The 15,903-nt window shown below is 70.4% G+C and carries 12 protein-coding genes and 1 pseudogene; 10 read left to right on the top strand and 3 right to left on the bottom strand.

All coding sequences use genetic code 11. From position 1 onward, the window contains the following. The first annotated feature begins 167 nt into the window (after nt 1-167). The 5 genes from ACU616_RS14405 to ACU616_RS14425 all read left to right on the top strand — a co-directional run bounded on the left by ACU616_RS14405 (nt 168) and on the right by ACU616_RS14425 (nt 6,714). Complete coding sequence (locus tag ACU616_RS14405) at nt 168-1,187, top strand: sugar ABC transporter substrate-binding protein (protein WP_446759137.1); 1,020 nt, start codon at nt 168-170, stop codon at nt 1,185-1,187. A 246-nt stretch (nt 1,188-1,433) separates the two neighbouring features. Further along, on the top strand, nt 1,434-2,588 hold the full coding sequence (locus ACU616_RS14410; protein WP_446759138.1) for a sugar ABC transporter substrate-binding protein: 1,155 nt from the start codon (nt 1,434-1,436) through the stop codon (nt 2,586-2,588). A 312-nt stretch (nt 2,589-2,900) separates the two neighbouring features. Then, nucleotides 2,901-4,052 (top strand): sugar ABC transporter substrate-binding protein, encoded by a 1,152-nt coding sequence (locus tag ACU616_RS14415; protein WP_446759139.1) that lies wholly within the window; start codon nt 2,901-2,903, stop codon nt 4,050-4,052. A 74-nt stretch (nt 4,053-4,126) separates the two neighbouring features. Beyond that, nucleotides 4,127-5,575: a sugar ABC transporter ATP-binding protein gene (locus ACU616_RS14420; protein ID WP_446759140.1), complete on the top strand. Its 1,449-nt coding sequence runs from the start codon at nt 4,127-4,129 to the stop codon at nt 5,573-5,575. 14 nt (nt 5,576-5,589) lie between these two features. Next, complete coding sequence (locus ACU616_RS14425; protein ID WP_446759141.1) at nt 5,590-6,714, top strand: ABC transporter permease; 1,125 nt, start codon at nt 5,590-5,592, stop codon at nt 6,712-6,714. A 66-nt stretch (nt 6,715-6,780) separates the two neighbouring features. Here the strand turns inward: ACU616_RS14425 and ACU616_RS14430 are convergent, their stop codons facing one another. Continuing rightward, the gene (locus ACU616_RS14430) at nt 6,781-8,046 is read right to left on the bottom strand and encodes a flavin reductase (protein ID WP_446759142.1); all 1,266 of its coding nucleotides are present in this window, start codon (nt 8,044-8,046) and stop codon (nt 6,781-6,783) included. Nucleotides 8,047-8,336: 290 nt separating this feature from the next. Here ACU616_RS14430 and ACU616_RS14435 point away from each other — a divergent pair, with 290 nt between their 5' ends. From ACU616_RS14435 to ACU616_RS14450, 4 genes are all read left to right on the top strand, one after another. Continuing rightward, entirely contained in the window at nt 8,337-9,452 is a 1,116-nt protein-coding gene (locus ACU616_RS14435) for a sugar ABC transporter substrate-binding protein (RefSeq protein ID WP_446759143.1), read from the top strand. Between the two features lie 538 nt (nt 9,453-9,990). Continuing rightward, on the top strand, nt 9,991-11,439 hold the full coding sequence (locus ACU616_RS14440) for a sugar ABC transporter ATP-binding protein (RefSeq protein WP_446759140.1): 1,449 nt from the start codon (nt 9,991-9,993) through the stop codon (nt 11,437-11,439). 14 nt (nt 11,440-11,453) lie between these two features. Beyond that, on the top strand, nt 11,454-12,578 hold the full coding sequence (locus ACU616_RS14445) for an ABC transporter permease (RefSeq protein WP_446759141.1): 1,125 nt from the start codon (nt 11,454-11,456) through the stop codon (nt 12,576-12,578). 178 nt (nt 12,579-12,756) lie between these two features. Further along, nucleotides 12,757-13,908: a sugar ABC transporter substrate-binding protein gene (locus ACU616_RS14450; protein WP_446759144.1), complete on the top strand. Its 1,152-nt coding sequence runs from the start codon at nt 12,757-12,759 to the stop codon at nt 13,906-13,908. A gap of 282 nt (nt 13,909-14,190) precedes the next feature. Here ACU616_RS14450 and ACU616_RS14455 read toward each other — a convergent pair. Next, nucleotides 14,191-14,412: pseudogene (locus tag ACU616_RS14455) on the bottom strand (IS982 family transposase); the annotation flags it as partial. Nucleotides 14,413-14,592: 180 nt separating this feature from the next. Between ACU616_RS14455 and ACU616_RS14460 the strand changes: the two are divergent. Beyond that, on the top strand, nt 14,593-14,790 hold the full coding sequence (locus tag ACU616_RS14460) for an oxidoreductase C-terminal domain-containing protein (protein WP_446759145.1): 198 nt from the start codon (nt 14,593-14,595) through the stop codon (nt 14,788-14,790). 28 nt (nt 14,791-14,818) lie between these two features. On the opposite strand, the gene ACU616_RS14465 is transcribed toward ACU616_RS14460, so the two are convergent. Next, on the bottom strand, nt 14,819-15,898 hold the full coding sequence (locus ACU616_RS14465) for an alpha/beta hydrolase (RefSeq protein WP_446759146.1): 1,080 nt from the start codon (nt 15,896-15,898) through the stop codon (nt 14,819-14,821). Nucleotides 15,899-15,903: the final 5 nt, after the last annotated feature.

Raw genomic sequence — 15,903 nt, forward strand, 5'->3', positions numbered from 1 at the left:
CCGGCTTCGACCCCGTGAGGGATGACTCTGTGACGACTCGCACCCCCTGGCGATCGGCCTTCGCGGCGACCGCTGCTGCCTCCGTGCTCCTGACCGCATGTGGCAGTGACTCGTCGGACGACTCGGGCGGTGCCGCCGACAGCGGGGCGGCGGCCTCCAGTGTCGATGTGGCGGCCGCGCAGCAGTCGATCGAGTCGCTGACCCAGCCGGCCGAGGAGTTCCCGATCACCGAGCCGCTCGAGGAGCTGCCGGAGCCAGGCACGACGGTCGCCTTCCTCGACCTCGGCACCCCGGTCACCGCTCAGGCCTACGACTACCTGAGCGAGGCGGCCGAGGTGGCGGGCGTGGAGCTGCAGCGGGTGCAGACCGGCCAGAGCCCGCAGGAGATCAACGCCGCCATGAACAGCCTGGTGGAGAGCAAGCCCGACGCCGTCATCGACATTGCGGTCGACCCCGCGCTGTTCACGCCCCAGCTCGAAGCGTTGCGGGAACAGGGGACGGTGTTCATCGCCTCGTCGATCGTCAACGGCGAGGAGTTCGGCTTCGACGACTCGCAGATCTTCTCCGGCGTGGCCGGTGGCCGGGAGAACGGCAAGGCCGTGGCCTCGGCTCTCCTCGCGGAGACCAACGGTGAGGCGACCGAGCTCGTGTTCTACCGGGTCCCCGAGATCCCGTTCACCCCGCTCATCCTCGAGGGGGTCGAAGAACGGCTGGACGAGCAGTGCCCGGACTGCAACCTCCGGGTGGTGGACATCTCGATCGCCGAGGTCGGGAGCACCGCCGCACGCACGGTGGTCAGCGACCTGCAGGCGCACCCCGAGACCGAGGCGTTCATCGCGTCGATCGACGAGCTGCAGATCGGCCTGCCGGCCGCGATGGAGGTCGCGGGGATGGACGTCCCGGGCATCGGTAACGGGGGAAGCCCGATCAACATCCAGCAGACCGCCGAGGGACAGCAGCTGGGCACGCTGGCCAGCGACATCCACATGGTGGTCTGGTTCGCCATGGACCAGGCGCTGCGCGGGCTGGCGGGACAGGAGCACGACTACAGCGACCTCTACACGCAGGCCAATCCGGCCCTCGTGCAGATCTTCACGAAGGACAACCTGCCGTCTGATCCCGAGGTCGGGTACGTCGCCTTCGAGGACTACAAGGAGCAGTTCGCGAAGCTCTGGACGGGTGAGTGAGGCGTAGTCCCCGCCGGTGACCCCGGCACCACGCCGGGGTCGGGCACGTGAGGTCCGGATCGGCAGCGGTGCGCCGCTGCCGATCCGGACCTCTGGCGTAGCCGGACCCCGGACCACCGGCGGAGTGCTCCGGGTCACGGTTCGGGAACGACGGACCCAAGTCACAGTTGGGCGGCGGGCGGCTCGCGAGCCTTCGGCCCGACGACCGAACCGGGTGGTTCGGCCCTGACCTGTGAGGGATGACGTGTGAAGACTCGAAACTCGTGGCAGCTGGCGATCGCAGCGACCGCTGCGGCTTCCGTTCTCCTGACCGCCTGTGGCAGCGACTCGTCCGACGACGCCTCCAGCAGCAGCGGTGGCGGCAGCGGAGGAGTGGGGGTCGACGTGGAGGCCGCCCGGGCGACGATCGAGCCGCTGACCCAGCCGGCCGAGGAGTTCCCGATCACCGAGCCGCTCGAGGAGCTGCCGGAGCCAGGGACGGTCGTCGTCTACCTGGACAACGGCACCCCGGTGTCCGGCCGGACCTTCGAGGACATGAGCGCGGCGGCCGAGGTCTTGGGCATCGAGCTGCGCAAGGTGCAGGCCGGCCAGAGCCCGCAGGAGGTCAACGCCGCCATGAACTCGGTGGTGGAGAGCAAGCCCGCCGCCGTCATCGACGTCGCGATCGACCCGGCGCTGTTCAGCACGCAGGTCGAGGAGCTGCAGGACCAGGGGATCCCCTTCATCGCCCAGTCGATCGTCAACGCCGACGACTTCGGCCTCGACGACGACCAGACCGCGTTCGGCCGGGCCGGGTCCACGGCGAACGGCGAGATCCTGGCCTCGGCGCTGCTGGCCGAGACCAACGGCGAGGCGACGAACATCGTCTACTACAACGTTCCCGAGCTCCCCTTCGCGGCCATGGAGCAGAAGGGCGTGGAGGACCAGATCGCCGAGCAGTGCCCCGACTGCGAGCTGCGGGTGGTCGACATCTCGATCACCGAGGTCGGCAGCACGGCCGCCCGCACAATCGTCAGCGACCTGCAGGCCAACCCGGAGACCGACGGCTTCATCGCCGGCGTCGACGAGCTGCAGATCGGTCTGCCGCAGGCGATGGACGTCGCCGGGCTCGACATGAAGGGCATGGGACTGGGCGGTACGCCGATCAACCTGCAGCAGATCGCCGAGGGGCAGGAGTTGGGGGCTCTGGTCGCCGACTACGCGATGCTCGCGTGGGGCACGATGGACCGCGTGGCGCGGGAGCTGGCCGGCCAGGAGTACGACCACAGCTTCTGGACCGAGGCCAGCGCCGCGACCGCCCAGGTGATCACCAAGGACAACGTCCCGTCGGACTTCGAGGCCGGCTACATCGCCTTCGACGACTACCAGGAGCGCTTCACCGCGCTCTGGACCGGTCAGTGAGAGGTCTGCCCGTCGTGGCGCGCTGACGTCGCGGAGGACGACCGGGAGGAGGTCCGGATCGGCAGCCCTGATCGCTGCTGGTCCGGACCTCCGCCCGTTCCTGGGTCGACGAGCATGCGGGCTCGCAGGGTCGGCCGAGAGCGTGCGGCCACCGGTCGTGCCTGTGCGCCCGTCCTTGCGGCCGGGCGAAGGACACGGTCCGGTGTCGCTCGTGCGGGCGGTGACCGTGGTCACTGCCCGCGCGGAACGGGCCCTCAAACCTTCAAGCAACGACCGGACGGTGAGATCCGGCGCGACCCACGAGGATGACCTGTGACGACTCGCACCCCCTGGAAGCTGGCCATCGCGGCGTCCGTGGCGGCCTCCATGCTCCTCACCGCCTGTGGTAGTGACCCCTCGGACGACACCTCGGGCGGGACCGGCGGTGGACCGGCTGTCGACCTGGCGGCCGCGCAGGAGTCGATCGAGCCGTTGACGAGGCCCCCGGCGGAGGAGGACTTCCCGTTCACCGAGCCGCTCTCGGAACGGCCGGCGCCGGGGACGGTCGTCGCGTTCCTGGACGTCGGCACGCCGGTGGCCGCTCGTGAGTACGCGGACATGAGCGAGGCAGCGAAGGTGCTCGGCATCGAGCTGCAGCGGGTGCAGACCGGCCAGAGCCCGCAGGAGATCAACGCCGCGCTGAACTCGGTGGTGGAGAGCAAGCCGGCCGCCGTCATCGACGTGGCGATCGACCCGGCGCTGTTCGCCAACCAGGTCGAGGAGCTGGAGGAGCTGGGGATCCCCTTCATCATGGAGTCGATCGTCAACGCCGACGAGTTCGGCGGGGACGACGAGCAGGTCGCATACGGCACGGCCGGGGCCAAGGCGAACGGCAAGATGCTCGGCTCGGCTCTGCTGGCCGAGACGAACGGTGAGGCGACCGACCTCGCGTTCTACAACGTTCCGGAGCTGGCGTTCTCGGCGATCGTGCAGGAGGGCGTGAAGGAGCAGGTCGAGGAGCAGTGCCCGGATTGCGAGCTCCGGGTGGTCGACGTCTCGATCACCGAGGTCGGGAGCACCGCCGCCCGCACGGTCGTGAGCGACCTGCAGGCGCACCCGGACACCGAGGCCTTCTTCGCGGCGATCGACGAGCTGCAGATCGGGTTGCCGGCTGCGATGGACGTCGCCGGCATCGATGTGCCGGGCATGGGTGTCGGGGGCACCCCGCTCAACCTCCAGCAGGTCGCCGACGGTCAGGAGCTGGGGCTGCTGACGGTCGACTACTCGATGCTCGCCTGGGCAACGATGGACCGGGTGGCCCGTGAACTGGCGGACCAGGAGTACGACCAGAGCTTCTGGAGCGAGGCCACCGCAGTCACCTCCCAGGTGATCACCAAGGACAACGTGCCCTCGGACTTCGAGGCCGGCTACGTGGCCTTCCCCGACTACAAGGAGCGGTTCACCCAGCTGTGGGGGGGCCAGTGACCGAGGGGAGCGGTCGGGGCGCGGGTGCGCCGTTGTTGGAGGTGCGTGGTCTGCGGAAGGTGTTTCCGGGGTTGGTGGCCCTGGACGACGTGTCCCTGAGTGTGCGGTCCGGTGAGATCGTGGCGGTGATCGGGCACAACGGGTCGGGGAAGTCGACCCTGGTGAAGATCCTGGCCGGGGTGTACTCGTCCGATGGTGGGTCGGTGTCGCTGGCCGATGAGGGTGGTGAGGCCACGGAGTTGCACTTCATCCACCAGGATCTGGGGTTGATCCCGCCGTTCTCGGCGGTGGAGAACCTGAACCTGGGCAAGGGTGCCGGTGCTGCGGCGCTGGCGCCGCACAAGTCGCGGGCGGAGCGGGCGCGGGCGCGGGAGCTGGTGGGCCGGTTCGGGGCGCCGTTCGACGTGACGGTGCCGGTGGCGTCGTTGTCGGCGGCGCAGCGGTCGATCGTGGCGATCGCGCGGGCGTTGGATTCCTGGACGCACGCGCGCAACGTGCTGGTGCTCGACGAGCCGACCGAGGCGCTGCACGCCAGTGAGGTGCAGACGCTGTTCTCCGCGGTGCGCCGGCTGGCTGCTGATGGGGCGGGGGTCATCTTCATCTCCCACCGGCTGGAGGAGGTGCTGGCGCTGGCCGATCGGGTGGTGGTGCTGCGCAACGGCAAGCTGGTGGCCGACGAGCCGCGGAACCGGCTGGACCACGACCGGCTGGTGGAGCTGCTGACCGGGGCGTCGGTGCATGCCGCCAGTGAGCGGCGGACCGCGGCGCGGACCGGTGGCGAGCCGGCGCTGCGGGTGCGCGGCCTGACGGGGCAGACGGTGCGGAACTTCGACCTGGACCTGCGGCCGGGAGAGGTGGTCGGCGTGGCCGGGCTGCTGGGGTCGGGCCGGGAGGAGGTGCCCGCCATGCTGTTCGGCGCGGTGCCCGCCACCGCCGAGGTGTTCCAGATCGGCGGGCGTGAGCACCGCAAGCGGACCCCGGCGGGCAGCATCCGCGCCGGCCTGGCGTTCGTCGCCGGTGACCGGGGGCGGTTCGGGGCGGTGCGGATGCTCAATGCCCGGGAGAACATCACGCTGCCCAACATGGGTTCGCTGCGGTCCCGGCTGGGGGCGGTGAAGCTGCGCCGCGAGCGCGCCGAGGCAGCCCGGCTGGTCACCGAGTTCAAGGTGGTGCCGGCCCGCCCGGAGCAGACCTTCTCGCTGTTCTCCGGCGGGAACCAGCAGAAGATCGTGATGGCCAAGTGGCTGCGCAACCAGCCCAAGGTCCTGCTGCTGGAAGAGCCCACCCAGGGGGTGGACATCGGCGCGAAGGTCGGCATCTACGAGGCGGTCGAGGCCGCCGCCGCCGACGGCATGGCGGTGCTGGTGTGTTCCTCCGATGACAACGAGCTGCTGCGCCTGTGCGACCGGGTGCTGGTGCTGCGCGAGGGCCGGCTGGCCGCCGAGCTGTCCGGCCCGGATCTCACCGAGAACAAGTTGATGGCCGAGGTCCACGCCGCGGCCGCCGTCTCTGCACCGTCATGACCTCAGGGAGAAACGTGTCCACCCCTTCGAATGCTCCTGGTTCCACGGCGGTCGCGCCGGCGCAGAGCGATGTCGATCCGGCTGCCTCCCCGGCCTCGGCGGTGGCGGCCTCGGCCGACCCCGGCGCGGGCCGGTCGCCGCTGCTGCGGGCGCTGTCGTTCCGCAACATGAGCGCGGTCTACATCTTCGTGCTGCTGTTCCTCGTGTTCGCGTTGTGGACGCCGGACTCGTTCCTGGCCGCCGGCACCTGGCGCAGCCTGCTCGACGCCGAGGCGATCACCGCCCTGGCCGGGCTGGCGGCGCTGATCCCGCTGCTGACCGGGGCGTTCAACCTCGCGGTCGGCGCCGAGGTCGGGCTGGGCGGGATCCTGGCCGCGGTGCTGCTGTCCCAAGCGGGGCTGTCGGTGCCGGTCACCGTCGTCGTGACCCTGCTGGTCGGTGCGGCGGTGGGGCTGGTCTCGGGCCTGATCATCACCAAGGTGAAGATCGACTCCTTCATCGCCACCCTGGGCATGAGCTCGATCCTGTCGGCGGCCATCGCCTGGCTGTCGAACTCCCAGCAGGTCCTGGGGCTGGGCACCGAGTTCAGCAAGCTGGCCCTCACCCAGATCTTCGGCATCACCCTGCCGGTCTACCTGCTGCTGATCGTGGCGATCGTGGCCTGGTACCTGACCGAGCGCACCCCGATGGGCCGGCGCATGTACGCCGTGGGCTACAACCCCGACGGCGCCCGGCTGGCCGGGATCAACAACGCCCGCCTGCAGATCGGCTCGTTGATGGCCGGCGGCGTGCTGGCCTCCCTGGCCGGCATCCTGCTCACCGCCCGGATCAACGTCGGTGACCCCTCCCTGGGCCCCAGCCTGCTGCTGCCGGCCCTGACCGCGGTGTTCCTCGGCTCCACCCAGTTCCGCGGCGGCCGGTTCAACATCTGGGGCACCGTGGTCGCCGTCTACGTCCTGGCCGTCGGCATCAAGGGCCTGCAACTGGTCGGCGCACCCAACTGGATCAACCTGCTGTTCAACGGCCTGGCCCTGCTCATCGCCGTCGGCCTGGCCCGCTGGGAACGCACCTCCAAGGTCACCGGCGCCATCCGCCGCGCCACCACCTTCCGCCGCAAGCCCCAACCCACACAGACCTGACCACCGGCGCGCACCGGCCTCGTCGAACCGGAGTGGCACGGGGTCCACGCATAGGCCCTGGGCGGATCAGGCGGGGCCGGGCTTCCGGATCACGGACCTCGTGTCCGCGGGCGAGCTGACATCGGCGGTACCGGAGTGGCTGAACCAGCTGCGGTACTCCTCGAGGCGCTTGCGGCCGGTGCCGTCGACCAGTTCCTGCTCGATCTTCGCGACGGTGTCCTTCAGTTGCCGGATCCAGCTCTTGACGGTGGCCGCCGAGGCCGAACCCGGCACCTGGCCGAGCTGCGCCAGCATCGAGACGTCGCCCTCCGGGTTGTGCACCGGGGCGGTGATGAAGCTGATGTCGAGGGTCGCGCCGTCGTCGTCGAGGGGCACCTCCTCGCGGAAGAAGGATGCCCGGCCCAGTTCGGCGCTCACGGCGCGCTGCCGGGCGGGGGTGAGGCGGCCCGCGGCATAGTCCGCCAGTGAGTCGCGGAGTCGTTCGATCTCGTCGGCGTCCGGTCCGGCCAGGGTGATCTCGAAACCTCGAGCGAGCACGCTGTCCAGGCGTTGCCGGTACGCCGGCACCTCGTCCCGGTCCGGGAGCCTGGCCAGCCAACGATCGACCACGTGCTCCTCGGCGCCGGCGACGTAGGCCATGCCGATCGGCGGGATGAGTGGGATCCGCTCTCCCAGGCGCTCGGTCATCTCCGCCGTCCCCCCGTAGGCGGAGATCGCGATGGTCAGTGCGTCCTCGTCGACGGCGACCAGCGCCGTGGTCTGGCACTGCAGGCGGGTGGCCAACTCGTCCAGATGCGGCCGCGCCACATCGGCCAGACGCAGGGCCGCGAACAGTCCCGCGTCGCCGCGGGCCGACATGGTGCGGGGGGAGAAGCCGCCGTAGCCGCCCTGGAAGAAGAGCAGGGGGGTGACCGGGCGGGTCACCTCCATCGTGGTGACCCGGCACAGCGTGATCCAGTGGTCGCCGGCCTCGAACTGCTCGGCCCGGGTGCAGTGGATGGTGGCCACGGCGTTGTGGAGGACGGGTGCTCCTTCGGGGGACAGCGACCACGCCACTTTGTCGAACTTGTCCGGGTCCGAACCCGCGAGCACCCGGCAGACGTCGGTCTGGTCGTAGGCGAGGACGTTGATGCACAGCACGGGCGCCTCGAGGAGCTTCGGATAGGACGTCGAGGTCTTCGCCGGCATGAACGACACCATGGGTGGGTCGAGGGACACGGAGCTGAACGTGCCGACCACCATGCCGACGGGCTTGCCGTTCCGCATGCCACTGACGAGGACGACGCCGGTGGGGTAGTGACCCATGACTTCGCGGTAGAAGTTGGTGTCCACGGGGCCTCCCGGTGATCGAAACGGTCAGGCAGACGGTAGCCCGGGGCCACGACGACCGGCCCGAGGATCACGTGCTCACGCAGGTCGTCGGCGAAGCGACGCGCCGACGGCCCGCCTGCCAAAGCCTGGCCAGAATGGTCCGGCCCGCGCCGTGACCTGAATCACAACAACATCCGTGATGTGCGCCACTGTTCGCTGGGCGCACGGTTGTACGGTATAGCCAGGCCGGGTGGTGGGCCTGGCATCGACGCAGTGAGGATGACCAGTTGATCACTCGTACCCCTCGACGGATGGCCATCGCGGCGTCCGCTGTCGTGCTGCTGACCGCCGCCTGCGGCAGCGAGTCCTCGGACGACGCGGGCAGTGCCGGCGGTGGCAGTGGTGTCGACCTCGCAGCGGCGCAGGCGGCGATCGAACCGCTGACGAAGCCGGCGGAGGAGTTCCCGCTCACCGAGCCGCTCGCCGAGCGACCGCCGGCCGGGACGACCGTCGCCTTCCTGGACATCGGCACGCCCGCTCTCGTGCAGTTCTACGAGCAGCTGCAGGAGGCGGCCGAGGTGATGGGCGTGGAGTTGCAGCACGTGCAGACCGGCCGGAGTCCGCAGGAGATCAACGCCGCGATGAACACGGTGGTGGAGAGCGAGCCGGACGCCGTCATCGACGTGGCGCTCGACCCGGCGCTGTTCACTCCGCAGCTCGAGGCGTTGCAGGAGCAGGGCGCGTTCATCGTCGTCAACTCGATCGTCAACGGCGAGGAGTTCGGGTTCGACGACTCGCAGATCGGGTCCGGCAAGGCCGGGGCCACGGAGAACGGCAAGGTCATGGCCTCGACCCTCCTGGCCGAGACCAACGGGGAGGCTACGGAGCTCGTCTTCTACCGCGTTCCTGAGCTGCCGTTCGCCGAGCTGGAGCTGCAGGGCGCGAAGGAGCGGCTGGCCGAGCAGTGCCCGGACTGCGAGCTGCGGGTCGTGGACATCCCGATCACCGAGGTCGGGAGCACCGCCTCGCGCACGGTGGTGAGCGACCTGCAGGCCAACCCGGACACCCAGGCCTTCATCGCCTCGATCGACGAGCTGCAGATCGGCCTGCCGGCCGCGATGGAGGTCGCCGGGCTCGACGTGCCGGGTGTGGGCCTCTCGCCCACTCCGGTGAACCTCCAGCAGATCGCCGCCGGGGAGCAGTTGGCCAGCCTGGCCACCGACATCAAGACGCTCGCCTGGTTCTCCATGGACCGCGTGGCGCGTGGACTGGCGGGGCAGGAGCAGGACTACAGCTTCCTCGCCGAGCCGACCGCGGCCATCGCCCAGGTCTTCACCAAGGACAACGTCCCGTCGGACCCGAACGCCGGGTACATCGCCTTCCCGGACTACAAGGAGAAGTTCGCGGAGCTGTGGACGGTCGAGTGAGTGACCAGCCCCGGTGACCGACGCCGGGCAGGCGTCGAAGACGTCGGCCGGCGGCGGTCGCGGTGGCGAGAACGGCGACAGAGGGCGGCTGTGCTTTCCAGGGCAGCCGCCCTCTGTCGTGCGGTACGGGTCGGTGCCGCACCCGCGGTCGCTGCGGCACGCGGTCCTCGCCCTGAGGACGACGGGCATGAAGTGGTTCACAAGCGGCCCGTGATGCAGCACACTGTTCGCTGGACGCACCGCTGTACGGTGCGCGAAACCGCGGCCCGTGCAGTCTCTACATCCGAGGTGACCTGGTGAAGACTCTCCATCCCTGGCGGTCGGCCTTCGCGGCAATCGCCGAGGCCTCCGATCCGCCGATCGCCGGTGGCCGCGACTCGTCCGGTGACAGCTCGAGTGCTGCCGGTCTTGGCGCCGGGCGGCACCCCTGGGCGCCGTCGCCGCGGCTGTGGGTGGTCCGGTGACCGGAGCAACCGGCATCGCCGATCGCAGGCCGTTGTTGGAGGTGCGTGGTCTGCGGAAGGTGTTTCCGGGGTTGGTGGCCCTGGACGACGTGTCCCTGAGTGTGCGGTCCGGTGAGATCGTGGCGGTGATCGGGCACAACGGGTCGGGGAAGTCGACCCTGGTGAAGATCCTGGCCGGGGTGTACTCGTCCGATGGTGGGTCGGTGTCGCTGGCCGATGAGGGTGGTGAGGCCACGGAGTTGCACTTCATCCACCAGGATCTGGGGTTGATCCCGCCGTTCTCGGCGGTGGAGAACCTGAACCTGGGCAAGGGTGCCGGTGCTGCGGCGCTGGCGCCGCACAAGTCGCGGGCGGAGCGGGCGCGGGCGCGGGAGCTGGTGGGCCGGTTCGGGGCGCCGTTCGACGTGACGGTGCCGGTGGCGTCGTTGTCGGCGGCGCAGCGGTCGATCGTGGCGATCGCGCGGGCGTTGGATTCCTGGACGCACGCGCGCAACGTGCTGGTGCTCGACGAGCCGACCGAGGCGCTGCACGCCAGTGAGGTGCAGACGCTGTTCTCCGCGGTGCGCCGGCTGGCTGCTGATGGGGCGGGGGTCATCTTCATCTCCCACCGGCTGGAGGAGGTGCTGGCGCTGGCCGATCGGGTGGTGGTGCTGCGCAACGGCAAGCTGGTGGCCGACGAGCCGCGGAACCGGCTGGACCACGACCGGCTGGTGGAGCTGCTGACCGGGGCGTCGGTGCATGCCGCCAGTGAGCGGCGGACCGCGGCGCGGACCGGTGGCGAGCCGGCGCTGCGGGTGCGCGGCCTGACGGGGCAGACGGTGCGGAACTTCGACCTGGACCTGCGGCCGGGAGAGGTGGTCGGCGTGGCCGGGCTGCTGGGGTCGGGCCGGGAGGAGGTGCCCGCCATGCTGTTCGGCGCGGTGCCCGCCACCGCCGAGGTGTTCCAGATCGGCGGGCGTGAGCACCGCAAGCGGACCCCGGCGGGCAGCATCCGCGCCGGCCTGGCGTTCGTCGCCGGTGACCGGGGGCGGTTCGGGGCGGTGCGGATGCTCAATGCCCGGGAGAACATCACGCTGCCCAACATGGGTTCGCTGCGGTCCCGGCTGGGGGCGGTGAAGCTGCGCCGCGAGCGCGCCGAGGCAGCCCGGCTGGTCACCGAGTTCAAGGTGGTGCCGGCCCGCCCGGAGCAGACCTTCTCGCTGTTCTCCGGCGGGAACCAGCAGAAGATCGTGATGGCCAAGTGGCTGCGCAACCAGCCCAAGGTCCTGCTGCTGGAAGAGCCCACCCAGGGGGTGGACATCGGCGCGAAGGTCGGCATCTACGAGGCGGTCGAGGCCGCCGCCGCCGACGGCATGGCGGTGCTGGTGTGTTCCTCCGATGACAACGAGCTGCTGCGCCTGTGCGACCGGGTGCTGGTGCTGCGCGAGGGCCGGCTGGCCGCCGAGCTGTCCGGCCCGGATCTCACCGAGAACAAGTTGATGGCCGAGGTCCACGCCGCGGCCGCCGTCTCTGCACCGTCATGACCTCAGGGAGAAACGTGTCCACCCCTTCGAATGCTCCTGGTTCCACGGCGGTCGCGCCGGCGCAGAGCGATGTCGATCCGGCTGCCTCCCCGGCCTCGGCGGTGGCGGCCTCGGCCGACCCCGGCGCGGGCCGGTCGCCGCTGCTGCGGGCGCTGTCGTTCCGCAACATGAGCGCGGTCTACATCTTCGTGCTGCTGTTCCTCGTGTTCGCGTTGTGGACGCCGGACTCGTTCCTGGCCGCCGGCACCTGGCGCAGCCTGCTCGACGCCGAGGCGATCACCGCCCTGGCCGGGCTGGCGGCGCTGATCCCGCTGCTGACCGGGGCGTTCAACCTCGCGGTCGGCGCCGAGGTCGGGCTGGGCGGGATCCTGGCCGCGGTGCTGCTGTCCCAAGCGGGGCTGTCGGTGCCGGTCACCGTCGTCGTGACCCTGCTGGTCGGTGCGGCGGTGGGGCTGGTCTCGGGCCTGATCATCACCAAGGTGAAGATCGACTCCTTCATCGCCACCCTGGGCATGAGCTCGATCCTGTCGGCGGCCATCGCCTGGCTGTCGAACTCCCAGCAGGTCCTGGGGCTGGGCACCGAGTTCAGCAAGCTGGCCCTCACCCAGATCTTCGGCATCACCCTGCCGGTCTACCTGCTGCTGATCGTGGCGATCGTGGCCTGGTACCTGACCGAGCGCACCCCGATGGGCCGGCGCATGTACGCCGTGGGCTACAACCCCGACGGCGCCCGGCTGGCCGGGATCAACAACGCCCGCCTGCAGATCGGCTCGTTGATGGCCGGCGGCGTGCTGGCCTCCCTGGCCGGCATCCTGCTCACCGCCCGGATCAACGTCGGTGACCCCTCCCTGGGCCCCAGCCTGCTGCTGCCGGCCCTGACCGCGGTGTTCCTCGGCTCCACCCAGTTCCGCGGCGGCCGGTTCAACATCTGGGGCACCGTGGTCGCCGTCTACGTCCTGGCCGTCGGCATCAAGGGCCTGCAACTGGTCGGCGCACCCAACTGGATCAACCTGCTGTTCAACGGCCTGGCCCTGCTCATCGCCGTCGGCCTGGCCCGCTGGGAACGCACCTCCAAGGTCACCGGCGCCATCCGCCGCGCCACCACCTTCCGCCGCAAGCCCCAACCCACACAGACCTGAGGAAACGCAGTACTGGCGCGGCTCCGGTGCCTCGACGGCCGCGCAGAGCGTCCGCCCGGGGCGGCACGGTTGCATGTCAATAACGCAGTGACATCGGTCACTGTTCGTCTGCCGCACCAATGTACGGTCACGACACTCAGCCGGAGTGGTCCGGCTATGAAGGCATGAGGTATGACGCATGAAGACTCGTACCCCCTGGCAGGCCGCGCTCGCGGCGTCTGCCGCCGTTCTCCTCGTCGCCGGGTGCAGCAGCGACTCCTCGGACAGCGACTCCGGTAGTGGTGGAGGCGGCGGTGGGGGCGGTGTCGATCTGGCGGCGGCACAGGAGACGATCGAGCCGCTGACGTCGCCCCCGACGGAGTTCCCGATCACCGAGCCGCTGGAGAAGCTGCCGGAGCCCGGAACGGTCGTCGTCTACATGGACAACGGCACCCCCGTGGGGGCCCAGGTCTACGAGGAGGCGGCCAGGGCGGCCGAGGTGCTCGGCGTGGAGCTGCGACGGGTCGAGATGGGCCAGAGCCCGCAGGAGATCAACGCCGCGATGAACTCGGTGGTCGAGAGCAAGCCCGACGCCGTCTTCGACCTGGCGCTCGACCCGGCCCTGTTCACCCCCCAGCTCGAGGCCCTGCAGGAACAGGGGGCGGTCTTCATCCCCTCGTCCATCGTCAACGGCGAGGAGTTCGGGTTCGACGACTCGCAGATCATCTCGGGGAAGGCCGGCGCGAAGGCCAACGGCAAGGTCCTCGCCTCGGCCGTGCTGGCCGAGACCAACGGCGAGGCGACCAACCTCGTGTTCTACCGCGTTCCGGAGCTGGCGTTCACGCCCCTCATGCAGGAGGGCGTGGAGGAGCAGCTCGCCGAGCAGTGCCCGGACTGCGAGCTGCGGGTCGTGGACATCCCGATCACCGAGGTCGGGAGCACCGCCTCCCGCACGGTGGTCAGCGACCTGCAGGCCAACCCGGACACCGAGGCCTTCGTCGCGTCCATCGACGAGCTGCAGATCGGCCTCCCGGCGGCCATGGACGTCGCCGGGCTCGACGTGCCGGGCATGGGCCTCGCCTCTACCCCGATCAACTACCAGCAGATCGCCGCCGGCGACCAGCTGGGCGGCCTGGCCGCTGACCTCGGCATGACCACCTGGATCACGATGGACCAGCTCGCACGGGCGCTAGCGGGGCAGGAGCTCGACTACAGCTTCGCCACCGAGGTGACGAGCCCGGTGAACTACCAGGTGATCACCGAGGAGAACGTGCCGTCGGACCCGGAGGCCGGCTACGTCGCCTTCCCCGACTACCAGGAGCAGTTCACCGCGCTCTGGACCGGGGAGTGAGCTCGGCCTCGAGGGCCGACTCGCATCGGAGCTGACCCGGGAACTGTGGCGCCACCGCGACGGACGTCGGACGATCCGGAGCGGTGGCGCCGCAGACCGGACCACCGCGGGAGACGCCGACCCCGGTGCCGTCTCCCGAGCAGGCAGAGCGATGACCGACACGTACGCAGCAGACAGGACGGAGCCGTCACTGACGGTCACGACCGACGGCCCGGGCGGGTGCCCGGTGCTGCACGGCTTCGAGCCGTTCGAGCCGGCCTGGACGAGTGAGTCCGAACTCGGTCAGTGGTCGTAGGCGATCAGGGATCGGGTGACCGGCTGCCCGGTGGCGCGGTTGTGCCAGATGGCGGCGGTGAGCGCCAGGGGCCGCTGGGCCACCCGGGTGCTCACGCCGAGCAGACTGCGCCCGCCGTGCAGTTCGAGGTCGAGCTGGCCTTTGAGGGTGTCGTGGACGGACTCGATGAGCTGGCGGATCGGCGCCAGCAGCGCCTGCCCGGGCCGGGACGTCGCCCACTGGGTCAACGACCTGTTCGACCAGAGCATGCGCCTGGAGCACGGGACCAGCGCCGCCGAACAGGGCGCACTGGCGGCGCGCAATGCGCTCGATCCCGCGTCGGCCAAGGCCTACACGACGGTGCCGTACTTCTGGTCGGACTGGTACGACAGCCGGATCCAGTTCGTGAGGTGCCCGGCGCGGACGAGATCCTGGTCGTCGAGAACCACCACGAGCGGGGTCTGCTCGCTCTCTACCGCCGCGGCGAACGCCTCGTCGGAACGCTGACGGTGGACCGGCCGACCCAGATCGTGAAGTACCGGCGTCTGATCACCCAGCGGGCGACCCGGGACGAGGCGCTCGCCTACGCGGAGGCCTCGTCCCGGTGACCACGACACCTGGACGCCGGGGAGACTCCTAGTCGGTCAGGCCCTTCGACGAGAGCCACGCCTCGATGACGGCAGCGGACTCGGCGTTGTTGCGCTCCATCATCATCATGTGCCCGTTGCCGTGCACACCGTGCTCGGCCAGTCGCAGGTGCTCGGCGGCGACGCCGGCCTGCTGGAGGAACGCCACTGTCCCGGGGTCGGTGCCGTTCGCCCAGGACGCCTCGGCGGTGACGACGGCGACCGGGACGTCGGCCAGCTTCGGCAGCGTGCGGGCGGGTTCCGACTGCAGGACCGCCGGGATGCCCGGCGGCAGGGTCGTCGGGGTCAGCCCCAGGTCCTCGGGAGCGGAGACCGGCGGGTCGAACGTCAGCGGGACGGCCGTCAGACCCCAGGTCAGCGCGCCGGGGGGCGCCGCCTGGAACGAGGGACCGATCGGCTCCACCGCGACGATCGCCTTGACCCGCCCCGGCCGGGCGTCCGCGACCAGCCAGCCGACCGGGCCGCCGGCGGAGTGGGTGACCAGGATCGCCTCGCCGATCAGATCGAGGAGTTCGGCGCCGCCGCGCTGGCAGTCGGTGTAGTGCTGGGCGGAATCGGCGGGCATCGGGCCCATGGCGGCCACGAACGAGTCGAACGTGGGGTCGCCCGGACGTCCGCTGCCGACCCACTGCGAGTGCAGGTCGGCGCCGGGGTACCGGTCCTCGAACTGCTCGGGAGCGCTGAACAGCCGTTCCACCATGGCAGTGGGCAGGCCCGGCGCAGGCGCACCCAGGAGGTCCGGATCCGCTGGCGAGCGGCCGTGGCCGGGACGGTCGACGACGTAGACCGCATATCCGCGCCGGACGAACCACTGCGCCCAGCCCTCACCGCCCGACAGATCACTCAGGTAGTCGAGCCCCTGACCGCCGCCGCCGTGGACCATCACGATCGGGAGCCGGTGCTGCAGTTCCGCCGGGATCCAGTACTCGACATAGGTCTGCCCACGGACAGCGGCGCCGGAGTCGGTCGAGACCGACTCGAGCCCGGTCCAGACGTGGCCGTGTCGGGCCAGGACGAGCGGCTCGCCGGCGGTGGCGTGCAGCTCCCGGGGGCTGAAAGGGGTGCTCACTGCGT

The sequence above is a fragment of the Geodermatophilus sp. URMC 62 genome (assembly GCF_052931475.1).

Excerpts from the sequence above, each read along its gene's own strand:
- ACU616_RS14435 (WP_446759143.1), top strand. The coding sequence starts at position 8,337 with ATGGCCATCGCGGCGTCCGCTGTCGTGCTGCTGACCGCCGCCTGCGGC.
- ACU616_RS14450 (WP_446759144.1), top strand. The coding sequence starts at position 12,757 with ATGAAGACTCGTACCCCCTGGCAGGCCGCGCTCGCGGCGTCTGCCGCC.